Source organism: Deltaproteobacteria bacterium, from assembly GCA_029210625.1.
Lineage (GTDB): Bacteria > Myxococcota > Myxococcia > SLRQ01 > SLRQ01 > JARGFU01.
The window spans coordinates 13,900-39,492 of record JARGFU010000032.1 but is presented as its reverse complement, the minus strand read 5'-3'; the positions used below and the strand labels follow the sequence as shown (position 1 = coordinate 39,492).

The 25,593-nt window shown below is 73.0% G+C and carries 21 protein-coding genes and 1 tRNA gene; 2 read left to right on the top strand and 20 right to left on the bottom strand.

Annotation, left to right across the window (positions count from 1 at the left end; all coding sequences use genetic code 11):
* Positions 1 to 97 precede the first annotated feature (97 nt).
* The 9 genes from P1V51_22090 to P1V51_22050 form a co-directional block, all read right to left on the bottom strand.
* Positions 98 to 5,671 (bottom strand): hypothetical protein, encoded by a 5,574-nt coding sequence (locus P1V51_22090; protein MDF1565741.1) that lies wholly within the window; start codon positions 5,669 to 5,671, stop codon positions 98 to 100.
* 44 nt (positions 5,672 to 5,715) lie between these two features.
* On the bottom strand, positions 5,716 to 6,417 hold the full coding sequence (locus P1V51_22085; protein ID MDF1565740.1) for a hypothetical protein: 702 nt from the start codon (positions 6,415 to 6,417) through the stop codon (positions 5,716 to 5,718).
* Positions 6,418 to 6,577: 160 nt separating this feature from the next.
* A complete protein-coding gene (locus tag P1V51_22080; protein MDF1565739.1) occupies positions 6,578 to 7,435 on the bottom strand; it encodes a hypothetical protein in 858 nt (285 codons plus the stop codon).
* Between the two features lie 21 nt (positions 7,436 to 7,456).
* Complete coding sequence (locus P1V51_22075; protein MDF1565738.1) at positions 7,457 to 8,152, bottom strand: hypothetical protein; 696 nt, start codon at positions 8,150 to 8,152, stop codon at positions 7,457 to 7,459.
* Positions 8,146 to 9,126: a hypothetical protein gene (locus P1V51_22070; protein MDF1565737.1), complete on the bottom strand. Its 981-nt coding sequence runs from the start codon at positions 9,124 to 9,126 to the stop codon at positions 8,146 to 8,148. Before P1V51_22070 ends, P1V51_22075 begins: the two co-directional genes overlap by 7 nt.
* A 34-nt stretch (positions 9,127 to 9,160) precedes the next feature.
* The gene (locus P1V51_22065) at positions 9,161 to 10,123 is read right to left on the bottom strand and encodes a sigma-70 family RNA polymerase sigma factor (GenBank protein ID MDF1565736.1); all 963 of its coding nucleotides are present in this window, start codon (positions 10,121 to 10,123) and stop codon (positions 9,161 to 9,163) included.
* Between the two features lie 147 nt (positions 10,124 to 10,270).
* Positions 10,271 to 11,098 carry a hypothetical protein gene (locus tag P1V51_22060; protein MDF1565735.1) on the bottom strand — a complete coding sequence of 276 codons (828 nt, stop codon included), beginning with the start codon at positions 11,096 to 11,098 and terminating at the stop codon, positions 10,271 to 10,273.
* Entirely contained in the window at positions 11,098 to 14,142 is a 3,045-nt protein-coding gene (locus P1V51_22055; GenBank protein ID MDF1565734.1) for a CehA/McbA family metallohydrolase, read from the bottom strand. The genes P1V51_22060 and P1V51_22055 overlap by 1 nt, the downstream gene beginning before the upstream one ends.
* Before the next feature lie 31 nt (positions 14,143 to 14,173).
* Complete coding sequence (locus tag P1V51_22050; GenBank protein ID MDF1565733.1) at positions 14,174 to 15,187, bottom strand: metallophosphoesterase family protein; 1,014 nt, start codon at positions 15,185 to 15,187, stop codon at positions 14,174 to 14,176.
* A 167-nt stretch (positions 15,188 to 15,354) separates the two neighbouring features.
* On the opposite strand from P1V51_22050, the gene P1V51_22045 reads away from it, so the two are divergent.
* Positions 15,355 to 15,717, top strand: coding sequence for a hypothetical protein (locus P1V51_22045; protein ID MDF1565732.1), 363 nt, complete (start codon positions 15,355 to 15,357; stop codon positions 15,715 to 15,717).
* 61 nt (positions 15,718 to 15,778) lie between these two features.
* Here the strand turns inward: P1V51_22045 and P1V51_22040 are convergent.
* The 3 genes from P1V51_22040 to P1V51_22030 form a co-directional block, all read right to left on the bottom strand.
* Positions 15,779 to 15,853, bottom strand: a tRNA-Gly gene (locus P1V51_22040).
* A gap of 43 nt (positions 15,854 to 15,896) precedes the next feature.
* Entirely contained in the window at positions 15,897 to 16,493 is a 597-nt protein-coding gene (gene pgsA / locus P1V51_22035) for a CDP-diacylglycerol--glycerol-3-phosphate 3-phosphatidyltransferase (protein ID MDF1565731.1), read from the bottom strand.
* Positions 16,494 to 16,507: 14 nt separating this feature from the next.
* Positions 16,508 to 18,055, bottom strand: coding sequence for a tetratricopeptide repeat protein (locus P1V51_22030; GenBank protein MDF1565730.1), 1,548 nt, complete (start codon positions 18,053 to 18,055; stop codon positions 16,508 to 16,510).
* A gap of 151 nt (positions 18,056 to 18,206) precedes the next feature.
* Here P1V51_22030 and nadB point away from each other — a divergent pair, with 151 nt between their 5' ends.
* Positions 18,207 to 19,841 (top strand): L-aspartate oxidase, encoded by a 1,635-nt coding sequence (nadB, locus tag P1V51_22025; protein MDF1565729.1) that lies wholly within the window; start codon positions 18,207 to 18,209, stop codon positions 19,839 to 19,841.
* 32 nt (positions 19,842 to 19,873) lie between these two features.
* On the opposite strand, the gene P1V51_22020 is transcribed toward nadB, so the two are convergent.
* The 8 genes from P1V51_22020 to P1V51_21985 all read right to left on the bottom strand — a co-directional run bounded on the left by P1V51_22020 (position 19,874) and on the right by P1V51_21985 (position 25,566).
* On the bottom strand, positions 19,874 to 20,449 hold the full coding sequence (locus tag P1V51_22020) for a hypothetical protein (protein MDF1565728.1): 576 nt from the start codon (positions 20,447 to 20,449) through the stop codon (positions 19,874 to 19,876).
* A complete protein-coding gene (pyrE, locus tag P1V51_22015; protein ID MDF1565727.1) occupies positions 20,446 to 21,021 on the bottom strand; it encodes an orotate phosphoribosyltransferase in 576 nt (191 codons plus the stop codon). Before pyrE ends, P1V51_22020 begins: the two co-directional genes overlap by 4 nt.
* On the bottom strand, positions 21,021 to 21,722 hold the full coding sequence (locus P1V51_22010; protein ID MDF1565726.1) for a ParB/Srx family N-terminal domain-containing protein: 702 nt from the start codon (positions 21,720 to 21,722) through the stop codon (positions 21,021 to 21,023). The genes pyrE and P1V51_22010 overlap by 1 nt, the downstream gene beginning before the upstream one ends.
* Positions 21,723 to 21,728: 6 nt before the next feature.
* Positions 21,729 to 22,277 carry a polymer-forming cytoskeletal protein gene (locus tag P1V51_22005; protein MDF1565725.1) on the bottom strand — a complete coding sequence of 183 codons (549 nt, stop codon included), beginning with the start codon at positions 22,275 to 22,277 and terminating at the stop codon, positions 21,729 to 21,731.
* Between the two features lie 3 nt (positions 22,278 to 22,280).
* Entirely contained in the window at positions 22,281 to 22,595 is a 315-nt protein-coding gene (locus tag P1V51_22000; GenBank protein MDF1565724.1) for a polymer-forming cytoskeletal protein, read from the bottom strand.
* Between the two features lie 44 nt (positions 22,596 to 22,639).
* The gene (locus P1V51_21995) at positions 22,640 to 22,978 is read right to left on the bottom strand and encodes a polymer-forming cytoskeletal protein (GenBank protein MDF1565723.1); all 339 of its coding nucleotides are present in this window, start codon (positions 22,976 to 22,978) and stop codon (positions 22,640 to 22,642) included.
* A 129-nt stretch (positions 22,979 to 23,107) separates the two neighbouring features.
* Positions 23,108 to 24,142, bottom strand: a complete 1,035-nt coding sequence (locus tag P1V51_21990; protein MDF1565722.1) for a hypothetical protein — start codon at positions 24,140 to 24,142, stop codon at positions 23,108 to 23,110.
* 179 nt (positions 24,143 to 24,321) lie between these two features.
* Positions 24,322 to 25,566, bottom strand: a complete 1,245-nt coding sequence (locus tag P1V51_21985) for a hypothetical protein (GenBank protein MDF1565721.1) — start codon at positions 25,564 to 25,566, stop codon at positions 24,322 to 24,324.
* Positions 25,567 to 25,593: the final 27 nt, after the last annotated feature.

Genomic DNA, 25,593 nt, shown 5'->3' with positions numbered 1-25,593 from the left:
GGGAGGCGAAGAAAAGGGGCCGCAGCTCCAGCCAGGGGAGGGTTGGCAGAGCTGCGGCCCATCACCGGGACCCGGAGGGCCCCGGTGACTCCCGTGACTATTGGACAGTCGTCTCGACGGAGGTCGTCGCGGTCTCGGTCGCTGTCGTTCCCCCCGCAGTGAAGAAGAAGGCGCTCTCCTGGGCCGAGGCGCAGTAGGAGCGCCGCAGGTTCAGATCGCCTCCACCGGGGGCCTGCCAGACGTTGGCCAGGTCCGGACCAGCGACCACCTCCGCCGAGCGGTCGTTGGCGAGCCCCCCGGAGACGAAGCCGCCGAAGGTGAAGATGAAGCCGTTGGCGTCCCCGAAGCAGGCCGCACCCCGGGCCGACGCCGGGCCGTCCTCGGGGTCCAGCGCCGTCGCGCCGGCGCTGAAGAGGTCACCGTCGGTGCTGGTCGTGTCCAGCCAACCGGAGGCCAGGCCGTTCACCGGATTGCCGGCGTCGTTCAGGCCGGTGCCGAGGAAGACGTAGACCTCGTCACCCCCCACGTGGGCTGTCTCGTCGGCGTCGAGCACCCAGGCCGCGAGGTTCGACTTGGCCCCACCGATGGCCTTGCTGCCGGTGGTCCAGGCCGAGACGGTCTGGCTGCCGTCAGCCGCCACGGTGACCGTGGCCCACTCGTAGGTGTCCAGGGCCCCGCTGGTGTCGTTCCGGCCGCCGAAGACGTAGAGGTACCAGGTGTCGGCCTTCAGGGGATCCGGATGCCTGAGGGCGACGGTGGCGTGCCCCTCCCGTGGAGTGAGGAAGTCCGTGGTGTCGTGCCAGACGCCGAGGGCGCCGCGCATGAGCGGCAGGGAGGCCGGGTCGGTGGGCTGCCCCACGTCCACCACCTCGCAGTCGAAGTCGATGCCACAGAGGCAGGTGGTGTCCGCCCCGCAGGTGACCGAGTGGAGGAGCTCGAAGTCCCCTGCCCCACCGCCGGCCACGGGCAGGGCCCGGTAGACCCGGTAGCCGTTCGCGCCCACCAGCGTGCCGTCCTCTCGTCGCAGGTCGTCCCACTTCAGGGTGAGCTCGATACCCCCCACGGAGATCGCCGGCAGCTGGACGGTGAGGACCTCACCGGGGAGGGACTCCCCGGAGGGGTTGCTCGGATCGTTGCTCGGGAAGGTCGCGGAGACCTCGTAGAAGTAGAGCCCCGCGCTGAGCCCGCCGGTCTCCAGCAGGTCGGCGTCGAGATCGACGAGCTCCGGGGTCGTCCGGGGATCGAGGATCTCAGCCCGGAGGGAGGTGTTGGTCTCGCCATCGGTCAGGCTGCCCCCGCCGTCCGGACCCCGGTGGCCTCCGGTCAGGTAGAGGAAGCGGCCGATCCGGGCGAAGCCAGCGTTCGAGCGGGGCGCCGGGAGGGCGTTGCGCTGATCCTGCCAGCCCGCGGCGGTGAAGCCACCGAAGACGTCCACGCCGACGGCCTCCACCGAGGTCTTGGCCGTGGAGAAGTCTCCCCCGTCGCCACCGATGGCGTAGAGGAAGCGGCTGGTGTTGGTGGGCCGGCCGGCGATTAGGGCGAGCGCCCGGCGGCCCTCGTTCATCGGCGTCAGCTGAGACCAGGCGTTGAGGTTCTGGGAGGCGTTCTTCACCGACACCGCGGAGTAGGTGAAGGAGGAGCCCTCGGTGAGGTTGGTGACGGTGAGCAGGCAGACGCTGCCGATGGGGACCCCGGCGGAGTCCACCGGCAGGGTCACGTCGATGGTGCCTGCGTCGACCACGGTGACGTTGGTCGCCGAGAAGGTGTAGGTCGCGCCGACGGTGTCGCGGCAGTCGAGGTCGACCCCCACCCCGCCAGCGTCGGTGGCGAAGCCCGAGCCCCGGATCTGAGCCGGAGAGTCGGCGATGGCGTCCACCGCGGCCGGCACGACCACCTCGACCAGCGGCGGCTCACTGGGCGTGACCGTCAGGGCCAGCGGGAGGAGCCCCACCGACCCGGAGGGGTTGACCACGATCAGATCGTAGTCGCCCGGGGTCATCCCCGCGGGCACCACGGCCGTCAGGAGGCGGTCGCTCTCGAAGAGCACCGCGGTCAGGCCCACGGGCGAGCCCGCACCGGGGGGGTTCGGGTTGAGGTAGACCCGCGGGGTGGACTCGAAGACCACCGCCGAGGTGTCCTGCGCGGTGATGCTCACCGCCGTCTCCCGGGTGGGCGAGACGTAGGCCGGATCGATGCCCTCGAGTTCCAGGGTGAGGGTGTCGGTGACCGTAAGGCTCCCGTTGAGGGCGCTGGTGCAGCCGAGGGCGTTGGTCACCTGCAGCTCGAAGGCGCCGGGGGGCAGCGGCGAGCCCGGGTTCTCGGGATCGTCGGCCGGGATGGGCGTGAGCAGCCGGTTGGCCCGGCTGCCCTCGGTGAAGGGCAGCGAGGTCGTCGTCGCGCCGTCGGGATAGAGCAGCTCGACGGTGGAGGCCCCGTAGGTGTCGGAGAGGCCGGTGGTGAAGAGGGTCACCTCGGTGATCACCCCGTTGTAGACGGTGGGAGGATCGATGAAGAAGACCAGGGGCGCCGGGTCGACGGACACGGCCCCGACCAGGACGTCGTCGCAGCCGGTGGCGCTCACCCGCAGGTCGTAGGTCCCCGCGTCGAGCCCGGGCGGGAAGGTGACCTCCAGCGAGGTGGGGTCGTTGTAGGTGACGGTCCCCACGTGGACGGTGGTGCCGCTCTCGAGGGTGACCTGGGTGCCGGCGGTGAAGTTCGTGCCGACGAGGCCGATGGTGCCCCCGTCGCTGGCACAGAAGTTGGGCGTGGTCACGCCGGTGAGCGTGGGCGGCGGGGTCAGGAAGAAGACCCCGGTGGCGCTCGCGCCGCAGCTCGAGGGCGCGGCGTTGGTGATGGCGATGGGGATGTCCGTGCCGCTCAGGGTGGAGGGATCGACGGTGAAGGTGAGCTCGTTGCAGCTCGCCACGCTCATCCCGGCCACGCTCAGGGAGGAGCAGGTCGCGAGACCGTCCACCGCCAGGGTCGCTCCGGCGACCGTGAGGGTGGGCAGCGCACCGTCCACGTCCAGGAAGCCCTCCCCCGCGACGGTGACGGTCAGCGGCGCCGCCAGGGCGGCGCAGACCGCGGAGGGCGCGACCGAGTGGATGGCGATCGCGGGAGGAGCGTCCAGCACCGTCGCGGTGGCGACGCTGCAGCCGATGGGCGCCGGGTTGACGAGGCTCACCTCGACATCGCCCGACGACAGGCTCGACTGTGGGGCGACGACGGTCAGCTCGGTGCAGCGCTCGGCGGTGGTGGAGCCGAGGGTGACGGGCGTGCAGCCGGTGATGGACTGGCTCTGGACCGGGCTTCCGCCGAGGGTGACCGAAGGCAGCACCCCACCGACGTCGAAGAAGCCGGTGCCCTGGAGGACGATCGTCCGGGCACCCTCGTCCGTGCAGACCAGCGCGGGCTGGGCGGTGGTGATCACGGGCGGCGTGACCGAGGAGAGCAGCTCGACGGCCGTGGCCGAGCAGCCGGCAGGGGCCGGATTGATCACGCCCACCTCCACCGAGGAGTCGGCGAAGCTGCCGGGTGAGACCGTGACCTCGAGGGTCGTGCAGGTCTCGACGCCGAGCCGCGGCACCGTGAGGGGGCTGCAGCCCAGGGCCGTGACACTGCCCGGCGGCAGGGCGGTCCCCGCGAGGGTCACCTCCGGGACGACGCCGTCCACGGTGAGGAAGTGCTCGCCGCTCAAGGTGACGAGGGCCGGTCCACCGACGTCGCAGAGGACGGGAGGCGCGAGGGAGTCGATCCGCGGGGGCGGCGCGATCACCAGCGCGTCCGCGTCGCTCGCGCCGCAGCCGGCGGGGCTCGGGTTCGTCACCACGATCTCGGAGTTCGTGGGATCCCCGGCGCCCACGGGCAGGGTGAGGGTCATCTGATCGCACTGCTCCACGGTGAGCCCCTCCGCCGGCACGCTGGCGCAGCCGGCCAGGGCGCTGACGGTCACGAGATCACCACCCACCGTGACCGCGGGCAGCTGCGCTCCGGCGCCCTCACCCACGGAGAGGAAGCCGGTTCCGGTGACCACCACCTCGGTGGTCCCCTGCTCGGTGCAGACGAGGGAGGGTTCGGCGCTAGCGAGGGTCGGCGGCGGCACCAGGGTGAGGGCCGTGGTGTGCTCCCCGCTGCAGCCCGCCGGCGCGGGGTTGGTCAGGCGGAGCTCGGGCTGCGCCCAGGTTCCGTCGGCGACGGTCATCAGGCCCTCGGGAACCAACAGGTAGGCCTCCTGGCAGCGGCGGACGGTGAGCCCCACCACGTCCAGGCTCTCGCACTGCCCGAGGTCGCTCGGGTGAAGCTCGACGCCGTCCACGAAGATCGACGGCAGCACCTCACCGCTTCCGTGGTCCACCCCGAGGAAGCCGGTGCCCTGGAGGGTGAAGCCGCGATCGCCCTGCGCGATGCAGGAGAGCGGCGCGACCATCGCGTCGAGGGTCGGTTCGGGCACCAGCATGAGCTCGAGATCCGTGCTCCCCGCGCAGCCGGCCGGCGCGGGGTTGGTGAGGGTGAGGGTCGGCTTGTAGGGCGCGCTCGGGTTCTCGACCGGCACCACGATCGACGCCTCGCTGCAGAGCTCCACGGTGTGTCCCAGGGTCGTCAGGGGACTGCAGTTGGGTTCGCCGGCGAGGGTGGACGCCGGCAGGGTGACCGTCAGGGTCCGGACGGTGCCGCTCTCGTCGAGGAGGGTCACCGAGGGGAGCTCGCCGTCGATGGCCAGCAGCCCGGTGCCCTGCAGGACCACCTCCCGGGTGCCCTCGGCCGAGCAGATCAGGGAGGGGATCGCCGCCTCGAGGGTCGGCGCCGGCACCACCCGCAGGTTGATCTGGTCCTCGTCGTGGACCGAGCTGCACGCCGCGGTCTCGGGGTTCTGGAAGGTGAGCTCGGGGTAGCCCACCGCGACCGCGCCCTGGTCGAGCTCCAGGGTGACCTGCTCGCAGCTCTGCGCGGAGACGGCGCCGTGGGCGATCGGCGTGCAGCGCTCGAAGCCGCTGACGGCGAAGTCGTCGCCCCCGACGCGGACGAAGGCGTCCTCCCCCTCGATCCGGAGCACGGTCTCGCCGTCGAGGGTGAGGGTGCGAGGCCCCTCGTCGAGGCAGGTGATCCCGGGCGTGACGGACGAGACCCGGGGACGGTCGGTCACGGCGAGGGAGCTGGCCGTGGTGGCTTGCGCGCCGTTCGGGTTGTCGACCCGAAGATCGTAGATGCCGACGGGCAGCATGCCGGACGCCCCCTCCGCCAGGAGGAGCTCGTCCCGGACGAGGAAGGTGAGCTGGCTCTGGGTCTGCCAGCTGAGGAGCTCAGCGTTGGGCTCGCCCGGCTCGCCCCCGTAGACGATCTCGCTCGGGTCGATCGCCGCGCCGGCCAGGTCGCTGTGGAGCAGGAGAGAGAGGGAGGGCAAGGCGAGGGTGGGATCGTCGGGGATGTCGAAGGGCAGCGGCGAGAGCCCCTCCCCGCTCACGATCACCGGGGTGCCTGCCTCGGGGTGCTGCATCCGGCAGAGGATGCCGGGCGAGACGGGCAGCTCGGCGTCGGGGGCGGGGTCGGCGACGACGACGGTCGGGCCGTCGAGCTCGGCGCGGCAGCCCGGCAGGGCCAGGGCGAGGAGCAGGGCCGCGAGGAGGACCCGGGGCGAAGGGGCGAGGTCCAGGAAGTTGGGGAGCGAGCGCATGGATGAGATCTCCTTGGAGACAAAAAGGCGCGAGAGGCCTGGAGCTAGAAGAAGAGGCGGTAGCCGAGGGCGAACGCGAGCGCGCCCGAGTTGGTGTTCTGGAACACCTTCCCGTCGAGCGGCGCGTAGCCGAACTGCAGCTCGAGGAGGAGCGCGCCCGGGCCGAGGGCCAGCTCGGCGCCGAGGGCGCCCTGGCCGCCGAGGTCGGTGGCGGTCTCCTCGTTCTCCCCGAAGGGCTCCCCCTCCGCGTCGCCGCTGACCACGGCCCGGCTCAGGGTGAGGCGCGCGCCGGCGGAGAGGTAGGGCCGGAGCCACTCCGGACCGAGGGGGAGCCGGTAGAGCACGCCGAGCGCGAGGATCGCCTGCTGGAGCGTCACGGAGTAGCTCCAGGTGCCGTCGCCCGGGAGACGGGGATCCGGCTCCGAGACGGTCTCGCTGACCGAGGGGCCGATGTACTGACCCGCGAGGAAGAGCTGCAGATCGCGGCCGACGGGCTCGGGGAGCGGCAGGGTGTAGCCGAGCTCGAGCTCCGCCACCAGCGACGCGCCCAGGGGGCTGGTCAGCTGCCCCAAGCCGCCTCCTGCCTTGAACCCGAGGACCACGCCGGCGCCGAAGAGGCCGGCGCCCGGTGCCTCGTCGCCGGAGGTGGCGGGAGCGCCGGTGACCGCCGGCTCCTCCGCGGGAGCAGCCAGGGCCCAGCCGAGAAGGAAGAGAGCGAGGGTGAGCGTTCTCCAGGAGCGAGACATGGGTATCCCTTCTTCGATCGAGTCCGGTCCCTCACTCGGCGACCCCCGTCGCCGGAACCGAAACTGGAAGCCGGGGGCCGAGTCCGTCTCGGCCCTCTCCCGCTTGTGACGACCGAGCGCGAGCTCGGTTACAGCGACCGGGGCGCAGCGCGCCGGGCGATCAGGGCCTGGGCGGATCCGGGTTGTTCGGATCCTGATCGCGCCCCGCGCGGAAGACCTCGTCGGTGCCGGGGCGATCCCCGGCGAGCGGATCCTCGCCGCCCTCTCCTCCCGAGCCTCCCCCCAGCTCCTCGGTGCCGGGGACCTCGCTGGCCGCGCTGCCCGCGCTCTCGTCCAGGAGGTGACCCTCCCGCCCCTCTCCTCGTGCGTCGCCGCCGATGGAGAAGTCGGCGAGGTCACCGCCGTTCGCGGCGAAGCGCCGCAGATCGTCTCCCAGGCGGTCGAGATCCTGCTCGGTGTACCCGGCGGCGACCGCCCTCCCGACCGCCTCGCAGAGGGCGGGATCGTAGAGGCCGGCCTCTCGCAGGCGCGCGAGGGTCTGGGTCCCCTCGGCCACCACCTCGGCCCGGGCCAGACGCTCGCGAGCTCGGTTCACCAGCAGCCCGACGTCCTCGGGCGACACACCCCGGCCCAGGGCGTCGGCCACGCGGACCGAGGCCCGCGAGGCGTCCGCGGACGCCAGGGGTGCGAGGAGCCGGGCCGCCCGCTCGATCCGCACCCGGAGGGTCCGGACGACCACCAGGATCTTCGCCGGTGGAACGCCCTTCGCCAGACCCTCCAGGTACTTGTTCCGGAGGGCCTCCGCGCTGACGCCCGCCTCCTGCGCCTGGATCAGCTCCCGCTCCACTCCGGCCAGGATCGTGGGCGGCACGCCCGCCGCCTCCGAGCGCTCGCGCAGCCCGGCCATGAGGTCGTCGCTCGCCCGGGCGGCGGCCGCCGGCAGGAGGCCGACCACCACCAGGAGGAGCGCCCCCAGCGCTCGGTTCAGGCTATCGGGCAGGTGAGTCACGCTCTTCATGACGTCCGTTCGGCTCGAAGGTTACCACACGCCCACCACGGTCAGCCCCGGGGCGGCGCTCTCCCCGGCGGTGGGCAAGAGGAGGAGGGTCGTCCCCGTGGCCGCCAGCAGGGCCCCCACGCCGACCATCCCGATCAGGGCGCGGCGGCGCCGGGTGGCCCGGCCCTCGGCCTCGGCGATCACCAGCGCCTGGACCGCGGGATCGAGATCGGTCCGGGTGGACAGACCCTCGATGGCCCGGTCCGTCCGCCGGGCCAGGACCGCCCAGGTGCCCGCGGCGAAGAGCGCGGCGCCGGCGGCGCCGAAGGACGCCGGCGAGCCGGTGGCCCACGCCCGGGGTAGCGGCGGCGGCGGCGCCCGCGGCAGCTCGAGGTGGCCGCCGCCCTCGATCTCTACGAAGAGCTCGAGGGGGGGCTCGGCCACAGGGAAGACCGTGACCAGGTGCAGCCCGGGCTCGACCTCCAGCTCCGACGTTCCCTCGGGGAGCGGGGCGCCATCCACCTCCACCCGGTCCCCGGGCCGCAGCCCTCGCAGGGCGATCCTCCCGCGCGTACGGGCGTCGGCAGGCTCGCCCTCCGGCGCGCCCTCGACCTCCTCGACCGCGGGCGGCCCGGGTGGCGCCTCGCTCAGGACCGGGGCGGGGAGGCCCATGATCCCCAGCAGGCCGACGCTGGCGATGAGCCAGCCCCCCTGGCGCGTGCCACGTGTCCTCACCATCGCAGGAGCGCTCCCTCCAGCTGCAGGGTCAGGAGCGCCAGGTGTCGATCCGCGTCGTAGGCGGCCTCCACCGAGCCGTTCGCGCTGTAGGACCAGACGGCCCCGAGCCAGACCCCCTCGGCGAGCCGCTGGCGCAAGAGCAGCCAGACCCGGGCGAAGAGGTCCTGGCGCTGGAAGGCCGGATCACCCCCCGCCGGGTAGGCGTTGAGCTGACTGCGAACGAGGGCCTGGATCGACGTCCCGCGGCGAGGCACGACCGCGACGCCGAGCTCGAGCCCGCCGCCCCCGTAGCTGAGGTAGTCCGAGTCCGAGGCCCGGCCGCTGCCCACCAGCGCCAGGCTCAGCCGGGTCCGGTGGCCGGTATCGTGGTCGACCCCGATCCGGCCCTCGATCAGCACCTCGTCGAGCGGGTCGGTGGTCGTGTCGTTCCCGCTCCCCGAGAGCTGCGCCCGGGAGCTCCGGTACTCGGCGTCGAGGCGGCTCTCGAGCCGGGTCCTGCCGATCCGCAGGGAGCCCCCCAGCGCGAAGCCGGCGTAGCGGGCCCGGGTCGCGACGACGTCGAGAGAGCTCCCGGTGGCGACGGCACCCTCGCTCAGGAAGTCGATGGCGCCACCGCGCAGGGAGAGCTCCAGGCGCCCGCTGCGGCGCAGCGCGAGGCGCCCCGCGAGCTGGCCGCGGTGGAAGAGGCCCCACTTGCCCGAGAGGGGGAGGGACTGCACGCTGAAGTCGTAGCCGGCCCGCATCCAGTGCCGGGGCCGATGGTGGCTGAGGCCCAGGCCCAGCTGCAGCAGGCCCACGGCCTCGGGCTCGACGGTGCCGGGGACGAGGTACGCCCGGGTGGCCCCTCCGCCCTGCAGCTCCGCCCTCCCCTCCAGGCGCAGCTCGGCCCCGGCGGAGCGCGGCGCCAGGGTCAGCGCCATCACGAGGAGCCAGGCCGGCAGGGCCGCGCCGGGGAGGGAGCCACGAACTCGCATCGCGGCCGACCATAGTCGAGGTGCGACCCGGACGTCAGATCTCGAGCACCCCGTTCACGCCCCCGAAGCCATCCTGGGCCGTGGACGGCGCCGAGGGATCCACGATCCACCGCTCGCCATCGATCAGGAACTGGTACTCGTGCCGGCCGGGCGGCAGGCGCAGCCGGGCGATCCAGCGGCCCTGCGAGCGGTGCATGGGGTGGGCCTCCGGGGCCCAGCCGTTGAAGGTGCCCACCACCGAGACGGTCCGGGCCTCGCCCGCCTCGAGGACGAAGTGGACGACCACGCCCCCGGGTTCCGGCGCGTCGACACGGGCGAGCGTCGCCGCGTCGCTCCCCTGGCCCTCCCTCGGCGCCGGCCGGTGCGCGAAGCGCCCGGCCAGGAAGCCGATCAGGAGGAGGAGGCAGGCCGCGAGGGCGGTCGGCCAGGAGAAGGTCCGGCGCGGCCGGTGCGCGTCGAGCTGGGCGGCCGGCCGGGGCGCCGGCTCCGCCGCGATCCGCTCCATCACCCGCCGGGTGAGCTCGGGATCCGGGTCGGCGGGAGGCTCGCCCAGACCACGGACCAGCTCGTCCACCTGCTCCAGCCGGGCGAGGCGCTTCCGGAGGGCGGGGTCCTGGCGCAGGCGCGCGGTGAGCGCCGCCTGGACCGCGCCGAGTGCCCGCCGGTGAGCGGCGCGCTGCTCCGGGCTGCGGTCCTCCGGCGTCGCCTGCCCGGAGATCACCTCCGCCGGGTCCGAGGCGGTCCGCTCCTTCCAGCCCGGGCGCTTGCGCAGGTCCCGGCAGTGGTTGGTGGCGATCCGGTAGAGCCAGCCGCGCACCGTGGCGTCCCCCCGGTAGCTCCCCAGGGCATTCCAGGCCCGCAGGAAGACCTCCTGCACCGCCTCGTCCGCCACGTCGGGCCGCCCGAGCATGCGCTCGATGGTCCGGCGCAGGCCGGGGCCGTGGCGGGTGACGAGCTCCTCGAAGGCCTCGCGCTCACCGGCGAGGATGCGCCTCACGATTGCCCGATCCCGGGCATCGGGGTCCAGGGGCAGGACCCCGACCCCCCCCGTGGGGTCGTGGACTCTGTCAGCGGTCATGGCCATTCACCCACCATGACGACCGAGACCGGGAAGGATTACACACCGGGGCGCCTCGTACCGTCTTCAGCCCGCCGGCCGCCAGGTGGCGGTGAGGAGGAGCGCCGCGTCGTGGCGCTCGCGCCCGGCGAGGGGGGCGCGCAGCTCCAGGGCGGCGCCCAGGCGCTCGCCGCCGACCCGCAGGCCGAGGCCCAGGCCCAGGGTGTCGAGGGCGGCGGCGTGGCCCATCCCCAGGTCCACCTCGCCGACCACCGCGAGCCAGGAGAGGGCCCAGTAGCTCACGCCCGGCACCAGGCGGAGTCCCACCCGGGGCCGCGCCGGGCCGCTGCCGAAGGCGCCGTCCCCGAAGAGGGCGAGGCCCGCGTGGAGATCGAGCTTCGGGTGCAGCTCCCAGGCCCCGGTGGCGCCGGCCTCCAGGCCCAGGGGCCAGCTGCCCCGATCGAGGAGCACCGCCGTCGGCAGCAGGACGCGGCCGTAGGCGTTCAGGAGGAGGGGCTGGCCGCCGATCGCGAGGGCCAGGAGCCGGTGGCTGGCGCCGCCCGAGAGGTAGCCGGGCCCGAGGGCCGAGGCGGAGAGGGAGCTGATGACGCTGTCGTAGCGGACCAGCTCCATGCGGGCGAAGAGCTCGGTCTCGGGGCGCAGCGCCCAGCTCCCCTCCAGGACCAGGCCGCCGTGGAGGTAGCCGTAGAACTCGGAGGTGGCGATGATCGCCCCGGCGTCGAGGCCCAGGCGAAGCTCGGTGCGGGCGCAGGCGCGGCGGGGGGTGCCCAGGGCGCCGGTCGCCGGGCCGGCCTGGAGCGGGCCGAGGGCCACGGTGGCCGAGCGCTGGCAGGGGTCGGCGGCGGCGGGCAGCGCCAGCCCGAGGGCGAGGAGGAGCGGCAGGAGCGCGCGCATCACGAGCCTCCTTCCAGCCCCGGGGCGTCGAAGCCGTCGCCCTCGCGGTCGATCACGAAGGGGTTGGTGAAGGCGAAGGGGTAGCCGCCGGGGGTCACCGCCTCGAAGATCCGCGCCGGCGCGTCGCTGGCCTCGGGCAGGGCGGGGTTCCGGAGCGGCCCCTCCCCTCCCTCGCAGGCCGCCGGGGTGTCCTTCGCGTCCCGCTTGCCGTCCTCGTTCACGTCGAGGTCGGCCGCGTCGACCACGCCGTCATCGTTGCGGTCGACGTCCCGCCAGTCGATGGCGCCGTCTCCGTCGTTGTCGGTGGTGTCGGGCACTCCGTCGCAGTCGAGGTCACCCGCCTGCGGCAGCGGGGCGCCGGCCTCGACGACGATCCAGGCGTCGCCCGCCTCGGGCAGCAGCTCGGAGAGCGGCAGGCTCTGCTCGAGGCGCAGCAGCTCGCTGGCGCCGAAGGGGTCCAGGGGGGTGACGAGCTCCGCCCCGTCGAAGGTCCTCACCACCGTCCCGTTGACGATGATCCGGACCTCCTCCACCGGCACCCAGGGAGCGGCGCTCACCCGGATCCGGAGGCTGCTGCCGGCGGTCGGCTGCACCGGGAGGATCGAGGGGCCGAGGGGGGCGCCGCTGCCCCGGTCGAGCGCGACCTCGAGGACGGGCCCGTTGGTGCCGATCATCCTCCCCTCGCGCACCGCGGTGTCGAAGACCGGCTCCGAGAAGGGCACCACCGGAGTGTTGGCCCAGATCAGGTTGCGGGGGGTGCCCAGGACGTTGTCGGTCAGGCCGTGGGAGTCGCTGTTCGCGGTGCCGGCGCGCAGGATCCCCTGGTTCAGCAGGTAGAACCAGAAGGCCCGGTAGGGCAGGAGGTCCCCGTTCTCGGTGCCGTTCATCACCTCCTGGGCGTGGTAGTCGCCGTTGCCGAAGCGGCCGCCCTCGGGGGTGCGCAGGTAGAGGGCCGCCGAGCTGCCGTCGTCCTGGGTGGGGAGGGGCAGGTCCAGATCGATGCCCAGCGCCTTCGGCCAGCCGAGGTCCCGGCCGAAGTCCGCCTCGGCGTAGGGGTGGTTGAGCTGCGCGATGCCGCGCTCGTCCGGCCAGCCGGCCCCGGCCATCCGCTCCATCAGGCCGCCGGGCTCGACCTCCTCGTCCCAGGGCATCCCGCGGCGGGGGGCCAGGGGGTCGAGGTCCAGGGGCCAGAAGATCCAGTGCCCGATGACCTTGGGCACGTAGGTGTTCGGGTCCAGGCCGTAGAGGACGTGGCCGGTCGTCTCCACGCCCACGATGAGGGCCAGCCGCGCGTCCGCGTCGAGGGTCGCCCGCGCCGCGGCGTAGTCGTGGACCACGTCGTGATCCGTCGCCACGATCACGTCGAGGTCCGCCGCGAGGAAGGCCCGCACGCGATCGAGGTGGGGGATCGACGAGTCGAAGGAGGCGCCGCCGTGCACGTGGAAGTCCCCGTCGAGGGTGCCGGTGGGCTTCAGGGGGAGCGCGCCCAGATCGAAGGAGAGGCTCTGCGCCTCGCCCTCGGCCACGCTCAGGGAGGCCCGGCCCAGGCGCCGGAAGGGGCCGGCGGTGGCGAAGACCTCGTAGTTGCCCGCGGGCACCGCCACGGCGGTGGTCTGGGTCACCAGCACCCGGTTGCAGGCGGGCGAGCCTCCGTGGGGTGCGCCCAGGAGGGGCGCGCAGGTCGACCAGACGCCGTGCAGCCGGCCGGAGACCGCCTCCCGGGTGGCCTCGTCCGCCGGGTGGAAGAAGACCAGCCCCTCGCCGGGCACCCCGTCCCGCAGCACCTGCAGGGTGAGGGTGGCGTCGCCCGGGATGGCGATCCGGCCCAGGTCCAGGTTGGTGATGTCCACGTCCAGGGCCCGCTCCTCCACCGGCCGGCCGAAGGCCTCGACGGTGAGGACGTAACCGCGCTGCCAGGGCACCCGCGCCGAGAAGCGGCCCTCGGCGTCGGGCGCCACCTGGGTCCAGGGCGTCCGGGCGCCGCGCTCCTGAGTGAGGCTGCCCTCCTCCAGGATCACCGAGGCCCGGGCCTCGTCCCCGAGGGGGCCACCCCCGCTCGTGACGATCTGCCCGTCGATCCGCACCCAGCGCTCGTCGAAGAGCTGCTCGCGCACCTCGAGGGCGAGGTCGGCGGCGGGCCCCACCGAGCGGCCGGGGACCACCCCGAAGAAGCGCTCGAGGGAGGCGGTCGAGCGGGTCGTCAGGAGCACCGGGCGCTTGCCCACGGCCGAGACCACGTCCGAGTGGAAGCCCGAGAGGTGGGGCTGGTCGCAGGCCAACACGGCGTAGCTCGAGGCCTCCTCGGTGTGGGCCGTGGCCGCCAGGAAGGGGGCGTCGGTGTAGACGTCGCCCACGGTGGTCAGGCCGAAGGAGGGGTGGACGAAGCCCGTGCCGGCCACCGGGGTGAAGGGGAGGTTCTCGCGGCCGCTCCAGTAGAGGCCGTCGAGGAGCGCGACCATCTTCGGATCGGGCTCGAGGTTGGCGAACTCGGTGCGGATGCGCAGGCCCGGCTCGCAGGCCCGCAGCTCGTAGCGGGTCGCGATGCGCAGGTCGGGGTGCCCGTCGAGGTGTCCGGTGACCTGCAGGGCGACGAGGCCCTCGCCGGAGATCATCCGGGCGTCGGTGTAGACCGCGGCGTCCTCGGGCAGGAGGCCGATCGCCTGGATCACGTGGTTGAGGGTGTCGGCGCCGCCGCGCGAGGCCAGGTCCAGGAGGTTGCCGCCGCTGGTCCCCAGGTAGTGGGCGTGATCGAGGGCCTCGATCACCGCGACCACCTGGTCGTTCTGGAGGAGGAAGTCCCCCGGGCTCACCAGGGTGTCGAGGCCGGCCGGCAGCGGGTCGCCTGCCTCGTAGACCTTCACCGAGGGCTCGTCGCCCTCGGCCACGTCGCAGGTGAAGGTGAGCCCGGCGCAGGGCGAGGGCAGGTCACACTCCCGGTCCCCGGTGAGGCAGAGCTTCGAGCGGCAGCCGCCGAGGAACAGCAGCCCGAGCAGGGCCAGGGTCGTGGCGCCTCCCGGGCGCCGGTGGATCTCCGGTCGAGCCATCGAGCTCCCCTCCCCTCTCCTCGGTCGAGGTCTAGGGCTTCGGCCCCTCGAGGATCTTCCAGTGGATCTTGCCGCCCTGCACCGTCACCAGCGCCCCCGTGCCGTGGATGACCTGCCCGGAGGAGAGCTGGTAGGGCAAGGCGCTGACCTGCCCGGGGTTCAGGACGAGCGCCCCCTGGGGCTTGCCCGGCGCCGCCGGCTTGCCCTTCGCGTCGGTGGCCCGCAGCCCCGACTCGAGGATGTGCCCGGTCACGGTCAGGCGGGGCTTGCTCTTCTGCAGCACCCGGGTGAGCAGCTCGTTGCCCACGTTCCCGGTCGCCTGATCGACCCAGTCGGTGCCGGCCTTGCCCTGCTGCTTCGGCGGGCCGTGGGAGAGCAGCACCCGCTCCCCCTCCACCGAGGCGAGGAGCGCCTCGAGGGCCTTGATGTCGTCGTCGTCGTGGACGCAGGAGGCGCTGGTCGAGGCGAAGGCCTTCAGGTGGTAGCCCGGGAGGCTGACCACGCCGAAGCCCTGCCCCTGCACCACCCGGACGATGTCCTGGTTCAGCACGTTGGGGTGGTCGGCGCTGACCGCGCGCAGGGCCCGGTTGTACTTGCTGCGCGACTCGTTGTTCCCGGCGATGGCCAGGATGGGCAGGCCGCTCTGGCCCAGGGCGCGGAAGACCTTCTCCAGCTCCATCCCGGAGAAGCCCGAGTCGCCCCCGACCAGCACGGCGTCGACCTTCGCCTCGGCGAAGGTGGCGAGGAAGCCCTCGAGGACCTTCAGGGTGGCCGGGTCCGGCTCCTTGATGCCCGAGACCACGCCCAGCTTGATCACGCCGGGGTGCGGCGACGCGTCGACCCGGGAGAGGCCGGCCCGCCCGCCCTCGATCCGGTAGCGGAAGCCCTCGTGGGTCCACTCGGCGGGCGCGGCCATAACCTCGTCCGCCGCGCCCACGCAGGTGGTGGCCTGCTCCAGCTGGAAGTCCTGCCAGCCCTTCACCCCCGCCTCCGTCGCGCTCGGCGCCGGCGGCGGCGCCGGCTCCGGGGGTGGGAGCGGAGCCACGTCGGCGCCCGCCACGAGTGGGAGTGAAAGCACGAGGGCCCCCAGCAGCCCCCCTGCGCCCCAGCCTGCCTTCTTCGAAGCCCTCATCCTGTGCCATTGTGACAGGGCCTGAATTCGAGACAAGGGCCTTCGAGAGAGGGGGCCGTTCCGAAAGGGAAGCCGAAGCGATGCGACATCTGCCGAGACTGCTGCTGGCCGGGGTGCTCCTGGCCGGCCTCACCGCCTGCCCCATGTCCCCCGAGCGCGCCTGCGAGCGCACCCTCGTCGAGGGCTGCCAGCACCAGAAGCGCTGCGACGGCGAGAGCTTCGACCGCTTCTTCGACAGCATCGCCGACTGCGTCGAGGAGACCGGGGACGCCCTCCGGATCATCGGCCTCAGCTGTGACGCGGTGGACGAGGGCACCTTCTGCCCCGGCAGTCCCGAGAGCTACAACGCCTGGAACGCCGGCGCCTGCGTGCGCCAGACGGGGGCCCAGGCCTGCGACGACAACAGCACGCCCGACCCCTGCGACGAGATCTGCAACGGCTGAGGAGACGCCTCCGGCCGCTCAAAAAGGTAGCGCCTCCACCGGGAAGCCCGGGGAGGCGCTTTGGAGCGGGTGATCAGATTCGAACTGACGACGTCAACCTTGGCAAGGTTGCACTCTACCACTGAGTTACACCCGCATATTCCGAAGGACAGGTTTTCTAGGCGGGCCGGAGGGATCTGTCAAGCATCTTCGACGGCCTCCCAGAAGCCCTGGAAATAGGCCACGCCGGACAGGATCGCGGGAACCAGGGAGATGTAGACCAGCCACAGGCCCATCCGGTGGAGGTCGAGGTCGGCCTCGAAGAAGAGGAAGTCGATCCGGTAGGGGTAGTGGAGGATCAGGCCGATCAGGCCGACCATCTGGAGGCTGGTCTTCCACTTGCCGCCCTGCCCCGCCGCGATGACCACCCCCTCGCTCATGGCCAGGGTGCGCAGGGCGGAGATGATGAACTCGCGGGCCAGGATGAGGATCACCACCCAGGCCGGCACCCGCCCGAGGGAGAGGAGCATCACCAGGGCGCTCATCACCAGGAGCTTGTCGGCGATGGGGTCGAGGAACTTCCCCATGGTGGTGATGAGGTTCATCCGGCGGGCGAGGAAGCCGTCCACCACGTCGGTGAGGCTGGCGCCGATGAAGAGGAAGGCCGCCACCGCCGAGCTGAAGCGGGAGCCGTAGAAGAGGAAGACCAGGAAGATGGGGATCAGCAGGACCCGCCCCAGGGTGAGCAGGTTGGGCAGGTTGCCCAGCTCGGCGAGGGGACCCCGGCGCATCGTCATCGCTGCGGCTCTCTTCAGCGCCCGTGACCGGGCAGGGAGAGGAGCGCGACTCCATCCCCGACCAGCTCGATGCCCACCAGGGGCTCGCCGCCGGGGCCGCCCTCCTCGGCCAGCACCGCGATCCGGGGGGTCAACCCGCCGTGCCAGCCCACCAGGTGCTCCAGGGGCACCCGCAGGGGGGCGCCGGCCGTGACGTCGATGCCCCGGATGGGACCCTCGGTGCGGACGGCGACCTGCCCCCGGCCCCGGAGGTGGACCAGGTTGAGGTCGGCGGAGACGGAGCTGGGCACCCGGCCGTTCTCGTAGGCGACCGACTCCTCGAAGGCGAGCACCTTCGACTCCTCGAAGTAGCCGTCGATGTCGTCGATGGTGAAGCAGGTGGCCACGGTGTCGCCCAGGCCGATGATCAGCTGGCCCTCACCCTTGACCCGGAAGAAGCGGTCGGCGCCCTCGCCGAAGGGCTTCTCCGTGGCGCGGCCGCGGAAGCGCTTCACCTCGGCCTCGAACTCGAGGTTGCCGGAGGTGGTGAGGAGGCCGGCGCAGCGCGAGAGGGCCTCGCCGTGGACCGGCACGATGAGCACGCCCTCGCCGACCTGGAAGTCGCGAGAGGCCGCGCCGGGCAGGCGGGGCTCGTCCCGCCCCAGGCGAAGCCTGGGGGACGGCGCGGAGATCCCGGCGGCGCCGGTGGGGAGGGAGGGGGCGGGGGCCGGGGCGTCGAGCCCGAAGATGGCCCGGGCCGAGGAGCGGGGCGCGGCGGCCGGGGCCGCCGCCTCGGCGGGAGGCTCCTCCTCCGCGATCAGCTCGGTGTCCGGCTCGGGCTCGGGCTCCGGCTCCGGCTCGGGCTCCGGCTCCGGCTCGGGCTCCGGCTCGGGCTCCGGCTCGGGCTCCGGCGCGGGCTCCGGCGCGGGTGCGGGCTCCGGCGCGGGGGCCGGCGCCGCGGCGGCGGCGGGCTCCTCGGCGGGCGCGGCGACGTCGATCTCGGCGACCACCTCCTCGCCCTCGTCCTCGTCGCCATCGACGTCGACCTCGGCGTCGAAGACGTGGGACTCCTCGGCCGGAGCCTCGGCGAGGGGGGCGGTGGCCGGCGCGATCCCGGCCAGGGCGTCGTCCATCTGCTCCACCATCGCGGCGGAGCCCGCCAGGGCGAAGCACTCACGCGCCTGGGCGTAGTCGCCCACGCGGGCGTGCGCGAGGCCGAGGTAGTTCTGGGCCCGCTTGTGGCCGGGCTCGAGGTCGGCGGCGGTCGAGAGCTCGCGGATGGCGTCCTCGAAGCGGCCGCTCTTGAGGTGGACCAGCCCCAGGTTCACCCGGAGGGTCGCGTCGGTGGGGTTCTCGTGGACCAGGCGAGCGTAGAGGCTCTCGGCCTGCTCGAAGTCCCCCAGCTTGAAGCAGGCCAGGCCCAGCAGGTTGCGGGCCTTCGCGTCGTCCGGCCTGACCGCGAGGGCCTCCTGGAGGGCCGCCTTGGCCCCCTCGAGGTCACCCTTCCCCAGGAGATCGGAGCCCAGGTAGACCGCGGACAGGAACCGTTCCTGATCGGAGCTCTGGGTGTCGTTCTGCGCCATGTCGGAAGCGCCTCTCTTCGGGTGATGAGCGCCGGAACGAACCCCCCGGCAGACCGGTCATCGGTAGCGCATCCTAACGGCGGCCCAGGGGCGCTCGCAAGCCGGACCGAGTCCATTCTCCCGGCAGCTTCTGCTATCTTCCGGGGCACTCATGCGGCACAGCACGGACATCCTGGTCATCGGCGGCGGCGTCGCCGGGCTCACCTTCGCCCTCGAGGCCGCCAAGCACGGCCGGGTCACCCTCCTGACCAAGCGCAAGCTCGACGACACGGCCACCTCGCGCGCGCAGGGAGGCATCGCGGCGGTGCTCGCCAGCGACGACGACTTCGAGGCCCACATCGAGGACACGCTGGTGGCCGGCGCGGGCCTCTGTCACCGCGACGTCGTCGAGTTCACGGTCGAGCGGGGCCCGGCCCGGATCGAGGCCCTCGAGGCTCTCGGCGCCCGCTTCAACCGGGTGGACGCCAACGATCCGGAGAGCCCCTACGACCTCTGCCGCGAGGGCGGCCACCACGCCCGTAGGGTCGTCCGCTCCGCGGACATGACGGGGCAGGAGGTCCAGCGGGTGCTCGGCGCCGCCGCCCGGGCCCACGAGGGGATCGAGCTCATCGAGGAGCACCCCGCCATCGACCTGATCACCTCGGGGCACCTCGGCCTGCCCGGCGAGAACCGGGTGCTCGGCGCCTACGCCCTCGACCGCAAGACCGGCCGCGTCAGCACCTTCCTCGCCCCGGTGGTCGTGCTCGCCACCGGCGGCGCCGGGAAGGTCTACCGCTACACCTCGAACCCCGACGTCTCGACCGGAGACGGCGTGGCCATGGCCTTCCGGGCCGGCTGCCGGGTGGCGAACCTCGAGTTCTTCCAGTTCCACCCCACCTGCCTCTTCCACCCCGACGACAAGTCCTTCCTCATCTCCGAGGCGCTCCGGGGCGAGGGCGGAGAGCTGGTGCTGCCGAGCGGCGAGCCCTTCATGGAGGCCTACCACCCCATGAAGAGCCTGGCGCCCCGCGACATCGTGGCCCGGGCGATCGACTCCGAGCTCAAGCGCACCGGCGCCGCCCACGTGGGGCTGGACATGCGCCACCTCTCCCGCAAGTTCATCGAGGAGCGCTTCCCCGGGATCCACGGGCGCTGCCTCGAGCTGGGCATCGACATGTGCGAGCGCCCCATCCCGGTGGTGCCCGCCGCCCACTACCTCTGCGGTGGGGTGATCACCGACCTCTCCGGCCGCACCGACATCCGCGGGCTGATCGCCCTGGGTGAGACCTCCTGCACCGGCCTCCACGGCGCCAACCGCCTGGCCTCCAACTCCCTCCTCGAGGGGCTGGTCTTCGGCCACGAGGCCGGCCGCATCGTCCCCGAGCTCCTCGAGAACCTCGGGCCGCCCGAGGAGGGCCGCGTCCCCTCCTGGAACCCCGGCGAGGCCGGCGCCCCCGACGAGCAGGTCGTGGTGAGCCACAACTGGGACGAGATCCGCCGCCTGATGTGGAACTACGTCGGGATCGAGCGCAGCTCGAAGCGCCTCTCCCGCGCCCGCCGCCGGCTCCACCTCCTCCAGGAGGAGATCAAGGCCTACTACTGGGCCTACCGGGTCACCGCCGACGTCATCGAGCTGCGCAACATCGACACCGTCGCCATGCTCATCGTCGAGTGCGCCTGCCGCCGCAAGGAGAGCCGCGGCCTGCACTACACCCTCGACCACCCCGAGCGCGGGGACGACGCCACCGCCACCGACACCATCCTCTCGCGCGAGGACATGCTCGAGGCCTGGCGCCTGGGGCTGTAGTACCCGGGGGGAGCTCCTCTCCCCCCGGATAGTCAGAAGCCGACGACGAGGTCGCCGGGGGCGCCGGCGATGCGGACGCTGAGCTCCCCGGCGCTGGAGGAGACGCCGGCGGCGCGGAGCCGGTAGAGCCGGCCGAAGTCACCCACCTGGGGGAAGAGGTGCCGCAGGGTCGGATCCTCCTCGTCCAGGCGGCGCACCAGGGTGGCCGGGGTGGCGCGCTCGCCCTCGAGCAGCTCCACCCGGAAGGTCGAGCTGCGATCTTCGAGGTCCTCCCAGGCCGGATCCCGGCCGTCGAGGAAGAGGACGAGATCCAGCCCCTCGGCCGGCGGCGCCTCGAGCCCGAGGCTCTCGCGGACCTCGGCGCGGGCCAGCCGCTCGAGCTCGGCGTCGAGGGCCCCCTGGTAGGCGGGCGTCATCAGGGTGATCGAGACGGTCATCACCCGGTCGAAGCCCGAGTAGAGCATCGCCGAGCGGCTCGCCGCCTCGAGCTCTCCGTCGTAGGGCTGCACCTTGCCGCGGGAGCGCGAGAGCACCGAGGCGCCCTGCACCGTCGAGCAGGCGGTCAGCAGGAGGAGGGAGAGGGCGGCCAGGAGTCTTCGATGCGTCATGAGCTTGGCTCCTCGAGATCGCTGCGGCAGAAGAGGGCCTCGACCTCGACGCCCTCGGCCTCGAGGGCCTCGCGGCCGCCCTCCTGCCGGTCCACCAGCGCCAGGACCTTGCGCGGAACGAAGCCCGAGGCGCGCAGCCGCTCGATGGCCTTGAGGCTCGAGCCGCCGGTCGTGATCACGTCCTCGACCACGACCACCTCGGTGCCCTCGGGCAGGCCGGGGTGCTCGACCCACTGCCCGGTGCCGTGGCCCTTGGGCTCCTTGCGCACGATGAGGGCGTCCACCGGCCGCCCGGCGAGGGCGGAGATGCAGCTGACCGCCGACGCCAGGGGATCGGCGCCGAGGGTGAGCCCCCCGACCGCCCGGATCGACTCGGGCACCCGCGCGAGCATCAGCCGCCCGATGAGGCGGTGCCCCTCGGCGGTGAGCATCGTCTGCTTGCAGTCGACGTAGAAGTCGCTCTCCTTGCCCGAGGCGAGCGTGAACTTGCCGAAGCGTACGGAGCGCTCGCGCAGGAGGGCTCCGAGCGCGGCCCGGTCCTCCTCCAGGGTCGTCTTCCAGGGCTCGCTCATCACTCCTCCTCGGCGTCCGAGAGCAGGGGGAGCATCTCGGCCAGGTAGCGCACACACTCCAGCAGATCGTCGCGCCGGCCCTCGTCGAGATCTCCCCAGACCTCGTGGAGCGCGGCGAGATCGTTGCAGCTGTCGGCGAGCTGGTCCCGGGCGCGGGCGGCCAGCTCCTCCAGCTCGATCTCCTCGACCTCGGGGAGGCCCTCGGCCTCGTCGAGGGGGCGCTCCTGGGCGGCCCGCGAGGAGCGCTCGAGGAGCGCCTGCACCCGGGGGGAGGGCTCGCCCTCCAGGCGCTCACCGAGGCGGGCCTGCTCTCCCGGCGTGAGGGGCTCACGATCCAGGAGGTCCGAGAGGGCGAGGTAGAGGGCGCCCTCCTCGTCGAGCTCATCGTGGATCCGCACCAGGGCGCGGCGCCGGTGGAGCATCCGCAGCGCCTCCAGGCGGCGGTGTCCGGCGACCAGCTCGAGGGCGCCGGTGGGCCCCCGGCGTACGATCAGGGGCTCGCGCTGCCCGTCGCGGGCGATGGCCTCCGCCAGGGGGGCGATGGCCCGGGGCTCCCGGAGCCGGTAGCGCGCCGGCTCCTCGATCTCGCTCAGCTCGGCCCAGCGGGCCGGCGGCGGCTCGGGGACCGGGGCCGGTGCCAGGGGCGCGCGCCGCTCGAGGCTGGGCCCGAGCGGCCGGGGCTCGATCGGCTCGGACGCCATGGACGACTAGCGCCGCTTCTTCTTGACCTTGACCTGCTTGCCCGTGCCCCGGCGGGGGGGCTTCGGGGGCGCGGCCGGGGCCTTCTTGGCGGCCGGGGCCGGCGCCGCCGCCTTCGGGGCGGGCTCGGCCGCCGGGGCGGGCTTCGCCGCGGGGGCGGGCGCGGGCGCCGGGCGGCTCATCGGGCGGCTCACCGGGCGGGGCACGCTCGCGGGGCGGGGGCTGGTCGCCGGACGCTTGATGTCCAGGTCGCCCATGTCCACCTGACCGCGGAAGCTGGCGCCATCGACGATGATCACCCGCGGGGCCGTGAGGTCACCCACGACCCGCGCCTGCTCGGTCAGCTCGATGGCATCGCTGGCGGTGATGTTGCCGACCACCACGCCGTTGACCACGGCGTTGCGGACGCTCACCTCCGCCTTCACGATGCCCGAGGGCTCGACCATCAGGGTGCGGGAGAGGCGCACGGAGCCCTCCACCCGGCCGAAGACCGTGAGGTCCTCGTCTCCCTCGAGGTGGCCCTTGATGAGGCTGCTGTCTCCTACGATGGTAGCCATGGGCTACACGTCCATGTCGACGTTGCCCTTGAAGGCGGCGCCGTCGGCGATGAGGATCCGGGGGGACTTGATATCGCCCACGACCCGGCAGTCGCTCTTGAGCTCGACCTTGTCGCTCGCCGTGATGTTGCCGGTCACCTGACCCGCGACCTCGACGTTCTGAGTCTCGATGTCCGCCTCGACGACGCCCGAGGCCTCGACGATGAGGCTCTCCTTCAGCGCGATCCGGCCCTTCACCGTGCCCTGGATGATGAGATCCTCGTCTCCGGTGATCTCGCCATCGACCACGATGGTGCTTCCGATGATGGTGTTGGCCATGGTTTCTCCTCGCCTCGCACCCCTCTGAAGAGGGGGCAGAAAAATCAGATGTTGTCGGGCAGCTTCACGTCCATCTCGATGTTGCCCTTGAAGCGGGCGCCGTCCTCGATGACGACCCGCGGGGCCCGGATGTCCGAGAGCACCTTCGCGTTGGCAGTGATGTGGACGCGCTGGGAGGCGACGATGTTGCCGCTCATCTCACCGTTCACCGTGACCTCTCCGGCCTCGACGTCGGCGACCACGCTGCCTGCGTCCTCCACGGTGAGGCGGTCGGCGAGGGTGATCTGACCCTCGACCCTGCCCTCGACCACGAGGTCACCGGTCCCGCTGACGTTTCCCCGGATGCTGATTCCCTGCCCGATGATTCCGCTCGGCTCCGCCATCTCTTTCGAACTCCTTTACGGATTGTGAAGAGAGGATGCCCGCTCGAGAGAACGAACAACCTCCGGCGTTCTAGCGGCGTCGCACGAGTGGTGTCAACGGCCCCACCCGACTCAGGGAGCGGCGAGGCCTCAGAGCGCGGCGCAGACCCCGAGGAAGGGGTTCCCCGTGGGATCCCATCGCTCGCAGCGCCCCTCGGCGCAAGCCTCGGTCTCGGCCTTGGCCGCGTCGGGATCACAGACCGGGAGGCAGCGGGTGGCGCCCCCCCCGAGATCCTCTGGCAGACAGATGGACCCCTGCTCGCAGGCGAGCTCGAGGCCGTCGAGCGGGCGCTGGCAGGCGGACCCCGCCGGTGCGGCGTCGGGCTGCAGATCGAAGCAGACCCCGAGGGAGCCCCACTGGGGGTGGCAGGCCTGCCCGGCGGGACAGCTTCCGCTCTCCCAGACCGAGCAGAGCTGGAAGCAGGTGCCGGCCGGCTCCCCCTCCACCCTCGAGCAGATTCCCCCGAAGCAGGCCTGGGCGCTGCCGGCGACGGCGGCGGGATCACAGCTCTGGCCCGCCGGGGCGAGGCCGGGGGCCAGGCAGAGGCCCACGTCCCCGAGGGTGGCGTCCGGGAGGGGCCCGAGGCAGATGCCCTCGAGGTGGCCGTCGGTGGGGCAGCCCTCGCCGTAGGCCGCGGCGCGGATCAGGGTGTCCTCGGGGCCGCCCCCCGGGCGGCAGAGGTTGGGCGCGCAGTAGGCCGCCAGCGCGCCGAAGGAGGCGTCCAGGCAGCGCTCCCCCACCTGGCAGGGCGCGTCGCCGCAGGGCTGGAGGCAGCGCTCCACGCCCCGCACGGGCACGCAGGAGAGGCCGGGCACGCAGGGCGCCGCCCCGCACTCGTCCAGGCGGTCGCCCCGGCAGTTCCCGGCCACGCAGCGGGGGCGGCCGGCGGGGCACTGGGCGTCGAGGGCGCAGGGCTCACCGAGGTAGGGCACACACTGGCCGGTGCCGAGGTCGCAGCGCTCGCTGCCGTCCCCGGAGCAGACGACCCCCGAGCAGCGCGAGACGCACTCGTACTGGCGGCAGAGGGGCGTGCTGGCCGGGCAGTCCAGGTCGTCCCGGCAGGTGGTGCTCCCCCCTTCGGCGTTGCTCGGGGTGAGCAGGGTGCAGCCGGGGAGCCCCGTCACGAGGATCAGGCCTAGCAGAGGTCCGAGCCTCCTGTACGTCCGCCGGGTCGGCATCCCTCGATTCGACCACATCGGGACCCCGATCCGCCAATTCCAGGCCCGAGAATCGCGACGGAAAGAAAACAGCCCCCCGGCCCGAGGGCCGAGAGGCTGTCTTCCACTTGGCTGCTGGCTGGCTGCTAGATGCAGATGCCGAGCATGTCGCTCGAGTTGCTCGAGGTCGGCTGGCAGGTACCCGAGGGGCAAGTGCCCACGCGGGTGTCGCAGAAGCTCGAGCAGACGGTGGCGGTGCCGCCGGCCGGGTCGATGCAGATGCTGTCCTCGACGCAGGTCGACTCGGCGTTGGAGGCGGTGCAGCTCGCGCCCGCGGCCGCCGGGGTGGCGGACTGCGGGACGCAGACGCCGGCCAGGCCGCCGAAGGGCGTGCAGGAGGTCGGGCCGGTGACGTCGGCGACGCAGTCGTTGCCGTCGAGCAGGGTGCAGAAGGAGCGGCAGAGGCCGGTCGCGGCACCCTCGGTCTCGATCAGGCAGAGGCCGGAGACGCAGAGGTCGGCGGTGGCGCCGTTGGTGGCATCGGCGGGGCAGCTGTTACCCGCGGCGATGGAGCCGGTGGCCATGCAGAGGCCCACCTCGAGGGGAGAGCCGGCGGAGCCGAAGTCGACCAGGGGCCCCATGCAGACGCCGTCGCCGGCGCCGGTGGCGGTGGCATCGCAGGTGCCCATCATCGGGGTGCCCTGGTAGCCGTACTGGGCCAGCTGGGGGCCGCAGAGGTTCTGGTCGCAGTGGCCCTGGGTCGGGCTGCCGGCGGCGGCGTCGCACCACCAGCCGAGGCCGCAGGCGCTGGAGTCGGCGCAGGGCTCATAGCACACCTGAGAGGTGCCGGACTGGGTCGGGATGCTCAGGCAGTCGAGGCCGGTGAGGCAGGAGACGGTGGCGCAGTCGCCGAAGACGTCCGCCGCGCAGGTGCCGCCGTCGCAGACGTGGCCGAGGTCACCGTTCGGGTCGCAGTCGGTGTCGGTGGCGCAGGTGGTGCTGCCGCCGCCGCAGGTGCCGGTGGTGGGCTCGCAGGTCTCGCCGGTGCCGCAGACCACGCCCTGGCACTTGGAGACGCAGGTGCTGGACGTGGAGTCGCAGCGCTGCGTGGCGTTGTTGCAGTCAGCGTCCACGGTGCAGCCACCGCTGCCGCCGGTGCAGTTGCCGGTCGTCGCCTCGCAGGTCTGTCCGGTGTTGCAGATCACGCCCTCGCACTTCGAGACGCAGGCGCCCGCCGTGGTGCAGCGCTGGGTGTTGTCGTTGCAGTCGGCATCGACGGTGCAGTCGGTGTCGCCGCCGCCGCCGCCGTCGCCGCCGCCGAAGCAGCCCAGGGCGCCGAGCGCGAGGAAACAGCCCAGAGTGAGCCCGATAAGGGTGTTGATACGACGCATCGTTACTTCTCTCCTGCTTGGGGTGAC

Bases quoted from the DNA above. Each gene is read 5' to 3' on its own strand.
- P1V51_22090 (MDF1565741.1), bottom strand. From the start codon at position 5,671: ATGCGCTCGCTCCCCAACTTCCTGGACCTCGCCCCTTCGCCCCGGGTC.
- P1V51_22085 (MDF1565740.1), bottom strand. From the start codon at position 6,417: ATGTCTCGCTCCTGGAGAACGCTCACCCTCGCTCTCTTCCTTCTCGGC.
- P1V51_22080 (MDF1565739.1), bottom strand. From the start codon at position 7,435: ATGAAGAGCGTGACTCACCTGCCCGATAGCCTGAACCGAGCGCTGGGG.
- P1V51_22075 (MDF1565738.1), bottom strand. From the start codon at position 8,152: ATGGTGAGGACACGTGGCACGCGCCAGGGGGGCTGGCTCATCGCCAGC.
- P1V51_22070 (MDF1565737.1), bottom strand. From the start codon at position 9,126: ATGCGAGTTCGTGGCTCCCTCCCCGGCGCGGCCCTGCCGGCCTGGCTC.
- P1V51_22060 (MDF1565735.1), bottom strand. From the start codon at position 11,098: ATGCGCGCGCTCCTGCCGCTCCTCCTCGCCCTCGGGCTGGCGCTGCCC.
- P1V51_22055 (MDF1565734.1), bottom strand. From the start codon at position 14,142: ATGGCTCGACCGGAGATCCACCGGCGCCCGGGAGGCGCCACGACCCTG.
- P1V51_22045 (MDF1565732.1), top strand. From the start codon at position 15,355: ATGCGACATCTGCCGAGACTGCTGCTGGCCGGGGTGCTCCTGGCCGGC.
- pgsA (MDF1565731.1), bottom strand. From the start codon at position 16,493: ATGACGATGCGCCGGGGTCCCCTCGCCGAGCTGGGCAACCTGCCCAAC.
- P1V51_22030 (MDF1565730.1), bottom strand. From the start codon at position 18,055: ATGGCGCAGAACGACACCCAGAGCTCCGATCAGGAACGGTTCCTGTCC.
- nadB (MDF1565729.1), top strand. From the start codon at position 18,207: ATGCGGCACAGCACGGACATCCTGGTCATCGGCGGCGGCGTCGCCGGG.
- P1V51_22020 (MDF1565728.1), bottom strand. From the start codon at position 20,449: ATGACGCATCGAAGACTCCTGGCCGCCCTCTCCCTCCTCCTGCTGACC.
- pyrE (MDF1565727.1), bottom strand. From the start codon at position 21,021: ATGAGCGAGCCCTGGAAGACGACCCTGGAGGAGGACCGGGCCGCGCTC.
- P1V51_22010 (MDF1565726.1), bottom strand. From the start codon at position 21,722: ATGGCGTCCGAGCCGATCGAGCCCCGGCCGCTCGGGCCCAGCCTCGAG.
- P1V51_22005 (MDF1565725.1), bottom strand. From the start codon at position 22,277: ATGGCTACCATCGTAGGAGACAGCAGCCTCATCAAGGGCCACCTCGAG.
- P1V51_22000 (MDF1565724.1), bottom strand. From the start codon at position 22,595: ATGGCCAACACCATCATCGGAAGCACCATCGTGGTCGATGGCGAGATC.
- P1V51_21995 (MDF1565723.1), bottom strand. From the start codon at position 22,978: ATGGCGGAGCCGAGCGGAATCATCGGGCAGGGAATCAGCATCCGGGGA.
- P1V51_21985 (MDF1565721.1), bottom strand. From the start codon at position 25,566: ATGCGTCGTATCAACACCCTTATCGGGCTCACTCTGGGCTGTTTCCTC.